The organism is Caulobacter sp. S45, from assembly GCF_903642205.1.
Lineage (GTDB): Bacteria > Pseudomonadota > Alphaproteobacteria > Caulobacterales > Caulobacteraceae > CAHJWH01.
The window spans coordinates 1-5,421 of sequence record NZ_CAHJWH010000188.1 but is presented as its reverse complement, the minus strand read 5'-3'; the positions used below and the strand labels follow the sequence as shown (position 1 = coordinate 5,421).

Below are 5,421 nucleotides of genomic sequence, written 5' to 3'. Positions count from 1 at the left end.
TTCGATATCAAGTCGCGCTTGGGTCGCTGGGAGGGGAGCGTCTGGATCGCCGAACCTGGTCGAGCGGCTGCAATCTACATTGAAGGGTGTACAAGCGCGATCTCTCTCCTATGCCGCCCAGGGCCTGTCGGAGGCCGTCACCGTCTTGCTGGCCGGAATGCAACCCTGAGCCTGGGGTGGCCCCGTCCGCTGTACCCATGTTACCCCTGCTCGCGCCTTTCGCGTCGCCCAGGCTGCGCGGACCCCACCGAAGTAGCACGAGGGCGTCTGTGTGGCTGATGCTTACCGTCGGCTGGTCCGAGGCCTGTTCGGGCTCTACAAGGGCGTGATTTCGCCCTGGCTGCCACGCAGTTGCCGCTTTCTGCCGTCCTGTTCAGAGTATGTGGCTGCGGTGCTGGTCAGCCACGGGCCTGTCCAGGGCGGGGTACTGGCGGTCAGGCGGGTTTGCCGCTGCCGGCCGTTCGGCGACTCCGGCTATGATCCGCCGCCGGGCGACCGTGCGGCCCTGAAGTGTGAAGCATGATCCAGCTGCAGTTCCCCGATGGCGCCGTTCGAGACTTCGCCGAAGGTGTGACCGGCCGGACCATCGCTGAGGGCCTCTCCAAGTCCCTGGCCAAGAAGGCCGCCGTGGTACGGCTCGACGGCGTCATGCTCGATCTTGATCGCCCGCTGGAGCGCAGCGGAAGGCTGGAAATCCTAACGCGAGACGATCCCGCCTTGCTGGAAACCCTCCGCCACGACGCCAGCCATGTCATGGCCGAGGCCGTGCAGGAGCTGTTCCCCGGCACGCAGGTGACGATCGGCCCCTCCATCGAGGACGGCTTTTACTATGATTTCGCCCGCGATGAGCCCTTCAGCCTGGACGACCTGCCCAGGATCGAAGCCAGGATGCGCGAGATCGTGGACCGCGACGAGAAGATCACCCGCGAGGTGTTGAGCCGCGAGGCCGCCTCCGCCCGGTTCGAAGCCATGGGCGAGGCCTACAAGGCGGAGATCATCGCCGACCTCCCGCCCGGCGAGACCATCACCGTCTACCACCAGGGCGACTGGCAGGACCTCTGCCGCGGGCCGCACCTGCCGTCGACGCGTTTCGTGGGCAAGGCGTTCAAGCTGACCAAGCTGGCGGGCGCCTACTGGCGCGGCGACCATCGCAACGCCCAGCTCCAGCGCATCTACGGCACCGCCTGGGCCAGCGAGGCCGACCTGGAAGCCTACCTGCACCGCATCGAGGAGGCGGAACGCCGCGACCACCGCAGGATCGGTCGCGCCATGGACCTGTTCCACTTCCAGGAGGAAGGGCGGGGCATGGTCTTCTGGCACCCCAAGGGCTGGACGCTTTACCGCACGCTCGAGGCCTATATGCGCCGCCGGCTTGACGCGGCCGGCTATGGCGAAGTGAAGACGCCCCAGGTGCTGGACCGCTCCTTCTGGGAGAAGTCCGGCCATTGGGAGAAGTACCGCCCCAACATGTTCGTCTGCGAGACGGAGGAGGGCGAGGTCCTCTCGCTCAAGCCCATGAACTGTCCGGGCCACGTGCAGATCTTCAAAATGGGCCAGAAGTCCTATCGCGACCTGCCGTTGCGCATGGCCGAGTTCGGCGCCTGCCACCGCTACGAGCCGTCGGGCTCGCTGCACGGCTTGATGCGGGTGCGCGGCTTCACCCAGGACGACGCCCATATCTTCTGCCGTGAGGACCAGATTGAAGAAGAGACGGAGCGCTTCATCCGCCTCACCCGCCTGATCCACGGCGACCTTGGCCTGCACACCCACCATGTGGCCCTCGCCACACGGCCGACAGAGCGCGTGGGCACGGACGCCTTCTGGGACAAGGCGGAGGGCGTGCTCCTCTCCGCCTCGCGCAAGGCCGGGGTCGAGCCCGTGATCGCCGAGGGCGACGGGGCCTTCTACGCGCCGAAGCTCGACTTCATCGTCAAGGACGCCATCGGGCGGACCTGGACCTGCGGCACGCTGCAGCTGGACTACAATCTTCCCGAGCGGCTGGACGCGGAATATGTAGCCGAGGACGGCTCCAAGCAGCGGCCGGTAATGCTGCACCGGGCGATCCTGGGCTCCTTCGAGCGCTTCATAGGCATCCTGATCGAGAACTACGCCGGCGCCTTCCCGCTATGGCTGGCGCCGGTGCAGGTGGTGGTGGCCACCATCACGTCCGACGCCAACGACTACGCGCACGCGGCGGCCAGACGCCTGCGCACCGCCGGGTTGCGGGTTGAGACCGACACGCGTAACGAGAAGATCAACTACAAGGTTCGCGAGCACAGCCTGTCCAAGGTCCCCGTCATCGCGGTGGTCGGTCGCAAGGAGGCCGAGACCGGACAGCTGGCGCTCCGCCGCTTCGGATCGGACCGCCAGACGATCTTGTCCTTGGACGTTGCGGCCGCCCAGCTGGGCGAAGAGGCTCTGCCTCCGGACCTGGCTGGCGATTCGGAGGCCTCCGCGCCTCAGCCGCAGCCGGTGCTGGAGGACGCGTGAACACCTATGTCCGCCCTTTGAACGGAGGCCTGATCACCAAGGCGCGCGTGGTGCCCACCTCCCTGCAGGCGGACGTCACCGTGGTCATGGTGGTGTACCGCACCGGCGAGGCGCTGGAGCACAGCATCGCCAAGGTGCTGGCCGAGCCGCTGGTGGACGAGTTCATCCTCATCGACAACGGCTCGACCGGCGAGGAAGAGGCGATCCAGGACGCCGCCGCCGGCGCCGATCGCCGCATGCGCATCTTCCGCGGCCACGGCAATGTCGGCTTCGCGCGGGGCTGCAACATGGGCGGCGAGGCGGCGCACGGGCGCATCCTGGTCGTGCTCAATCCAGACGCCTTCCTGCAGCCCGGCTGCATCGCCGCCCTGGTGGAGGCGGTGGACGCGACGCCGGCCCCACGGCTGGTGGGGGCCCGGATCCTGAATGTCGACGGCGCCGAGCAGCGGGGCGCCCGCCGGGGCGAGGTGACGCCGGTCACGGCGCTGATCAGCCTCACCCGCCTGTCCCAGGCTGCCCGGGGGCTGGAGCGATTCGAAATCCACCACGAGCACGATCCGGAGCCAGGCCAGCTGCTCGCCGTCCCCACCATCTCCGGGGCCTGCTTCGCCATCACCCACGACGACTATGCCGGGCTCGGAGGGCTGGACGAAGGCTATTTCCTGCACGTCGAGGACGTGGACCTTTGCTGGCGCATGCGCCGGAGCGGCGGGCGGGTGCTGTTCGCCCCAATGGCCCGGGTGGTGCATGTCGGCTCCACCAGCCACACCTCGCCCCTGAAGGTGGAGTTCTTCAAGGGCCTGGGCCTTGTGCGCTACTTCCGCAAGCGAGCCGACAACCCGCGCCGGCTGCTGCTGGCCTACGCTCTTGCGCCCCTGATCATGCTGGTGTCGGTGCTGCGGCCGCTGCTCCGTCTTAGACGGCGTCGCTGACGGGCGGAGCCACGGAGCTCGTGCGCCTTGAGCACGGGGGCGATCGCTCCGCCTTCACCTCGCCGCGGGAAAGCCGCTATGAGCGGGCGTGAACCCCACCCGCGACACCCCCGCGCCGCCTTCCGTCGAGATCTCGATCGTGGCGCCCATGTTCGACGAGCAGGGCGCCTGCGCCGGCTTGGCGCGCGAGGTGGCCTCGGCTTTCGCCGCCTACCCCCACGAGATCGTGTTCGTGGACGACGCCAGCCGTGACGAGACCTCCGCGCGGCTCCAGGCTCTGCGCGGCGAGCTGCCCCAGCTGCGGGTGCTGCGCCATGGGGCCAATGCGGGCCAGAGTCGGGCGATCCGCACCGGCGTGCTCGCTGCGCGCGGCGCCATCGTCGTCACTCTGGACGGGGACGGCCAGAACGATCCCGCCGACGGCCCCCGCCTCGCCGCGCGCCTGTCCGCCGGAGGACCCGAGCTCGGCATGGTGAGCGGACGCCGCGCGAAGCGTCAGGACAGCGCGGCAAAACGCTGGGGGTCACGGGCCGCCAACGGGCTGCGACGACGGCTTCTGCGTGACGGCGCCGACGATACTGGCTGCGGCCTCAAGGCCATGCGCCGTGAGGCCTATCTGCGCCTGCCCTACTTCGATCACATGCACCGCTTCCTGCCCGCCCTGATGCTCCGTGAGGGTTTCGAGGTCCTGTTCGAGGACGTCGGCCACCGGGCGCGCACCACAGGTCGCTCCAAGTACTCCAATCTTGGTCGGCTGCGCGCCTCCGTGTCCGATCTCGCCGGGGTGCTGTGGCTGAACGCCAGGGCGCGACCGCCAGGCGAGGTGCGAGAACTTTGACCTTGCGTCCGGCCTCGTTGTCGCCAAAATGCCGCAGTGCACAGAAGAGCTGCTCCGGTCGGGAACGGCAGGGCAGACGCAGCATTCCTGTCGGCGTAGGGATGGGGCGAGGGAAACCTTCGGACCGAGGAGACGGGACAGGCGCCGCGGCGGCGCCGGATTGCGCGATCAGGGGCAACCCTATGGCGTGACCGGCGATGTTCGTGTGATCCAAGCTTTCGTTAATCGGATCGCTTGTATTTCCTGTGTGAAAGCTTGCCGGTGTGGCGGCTGCGACACTGTGTCGTCACCAAAACCTTGCTATACGTTCGTTCAGGTCGAGGGTCTCGACCGTCGCTAAGGGCAGAAGAGGGCTCTACATATGAAGACAGCACTTTTGGGGGGAGCCGCCCTAGCTGCGGTCCTCGCAGCCGGCTCGGGGGCTCAGGCCGCAGGGTTCGATTTCCTGAACATGGACGTCGTGTCACCGCCCGCGCCGAACGGCTTCTACGTCGGCATCGATGGCGGCTGGCACCAGCTCTATAACAACAGCATCAGCACCCACTCGTCCAACGACGACGCTACGGGCAGCCCGTTCGGTTGGAAGCTGGGCGAGGTCCACAACGGGGGTTGGTCCGCCTTCGGCCGCATCGGCTATCAGGTCGCGCCGAGCTTCCGCGTGGAACTGGAGGGTGGCTACCGCGACCTTCAGACCCGCAGCTTCATCGGCTCGGCTGACCGCTATCCGCCGATCGGCCTTTGCGGTGTCGGCTCCACCACGACCTGCCTCGCGCCCCACGGCCACTTCAATGTCACGACCGGCATGGCAAATGGCATCTATGACTTCATGCCGCAGTACATCATCCACCCCTTCATCGGTGGTGGCGTGGGTGCGGCGCGTGCGGAAGTCGGCGACTACGGCCAGTTCGCCAACGTGCCTGCGGGCGACGCCGCCAACCAGACGCTGTCGATCAAGACCAACGACGTCGCCTTCGCCTATCAGGCCTTCGCAGGTCTGAGCTACCATGCGACGCACCGCCTCAACGTCGACCTGAAGTACACTTGGCTCGAGACCTCGGATTTCCGCTTCCGGACCGTGGGTTCGGGCGACCTCCAGCCGGGCAGCTTCCGCGGCCACTACCGCGACCAGACGCTGACCTTGGGCGTGCGCTATGCGCTCGG

5 protein-coding genes are annotated in these 5,421 nt (G+C 67.6%); all 5 read left to right on the top strand.

The annotated features are described in order from the left end of the window. Positions 1–271 precede the first annotated feature (271 nt). Positions 272–523 carry a membrane protein insertion efficiency factor YidD gene (gene yidD / locus HUV06_RS14465; RefSeq protein ID WP_254601162.1) on the top strand — a complete coding sequence of 84 codons (252 nt, stop codon included), beginning with the start codon at positions 272–274 and terminating at the stop codon, positions 521–523. After that, positions 520–2,490 carry a threonine--tRNA ligase gene (gene thrS, locus HUV06_RS14460; protein WP_174301952.1) on the top strand — a complete coding sequence of 657 codons (1,971 nt, stop codon included), beginning with the start codon at positions 520–522 and terminating at the stop codon, positions 2,488–2,490. Before yidD ends, thrS begins: the two co-directional genes overlap by 4 nt. Further along, positions 2,487–3,422, top strand: a complete 936-nt coding sequence (locus HUV06_RS14455) for a glycosyltransferase family 2 protein (protein ID WP_371811086.1) — start codon at positions 2,487–2,489, stop codon at positions 3,420–3,422. Before thrS ends, HUV06_RS14455 begins: the two co-directional genes overlap by 4 nt. 88 nt (positions 3,423–3,510) lie before the next feature. Beyond that, positions 3,511–4,260, top strand: a complete 750-nt coding sequence (locus tag HUV06_RS14450) for a glycosyltransferase (RefSeq protein ID WP_256430087.1) — start codon at positions 3,511–3,513, stop codon at positions 4,258–4,260. Between the two features lie 361 nt (positions 4,261–4,621). Further along, on the top strand, positions 4,622–5,421 hold an 800-nt coding region (locus HUV06_RS14445; RefSeq protein ID WP_174301951.1), incomplete at its 3' end, for a P44/Msp2 family outer membrane protein.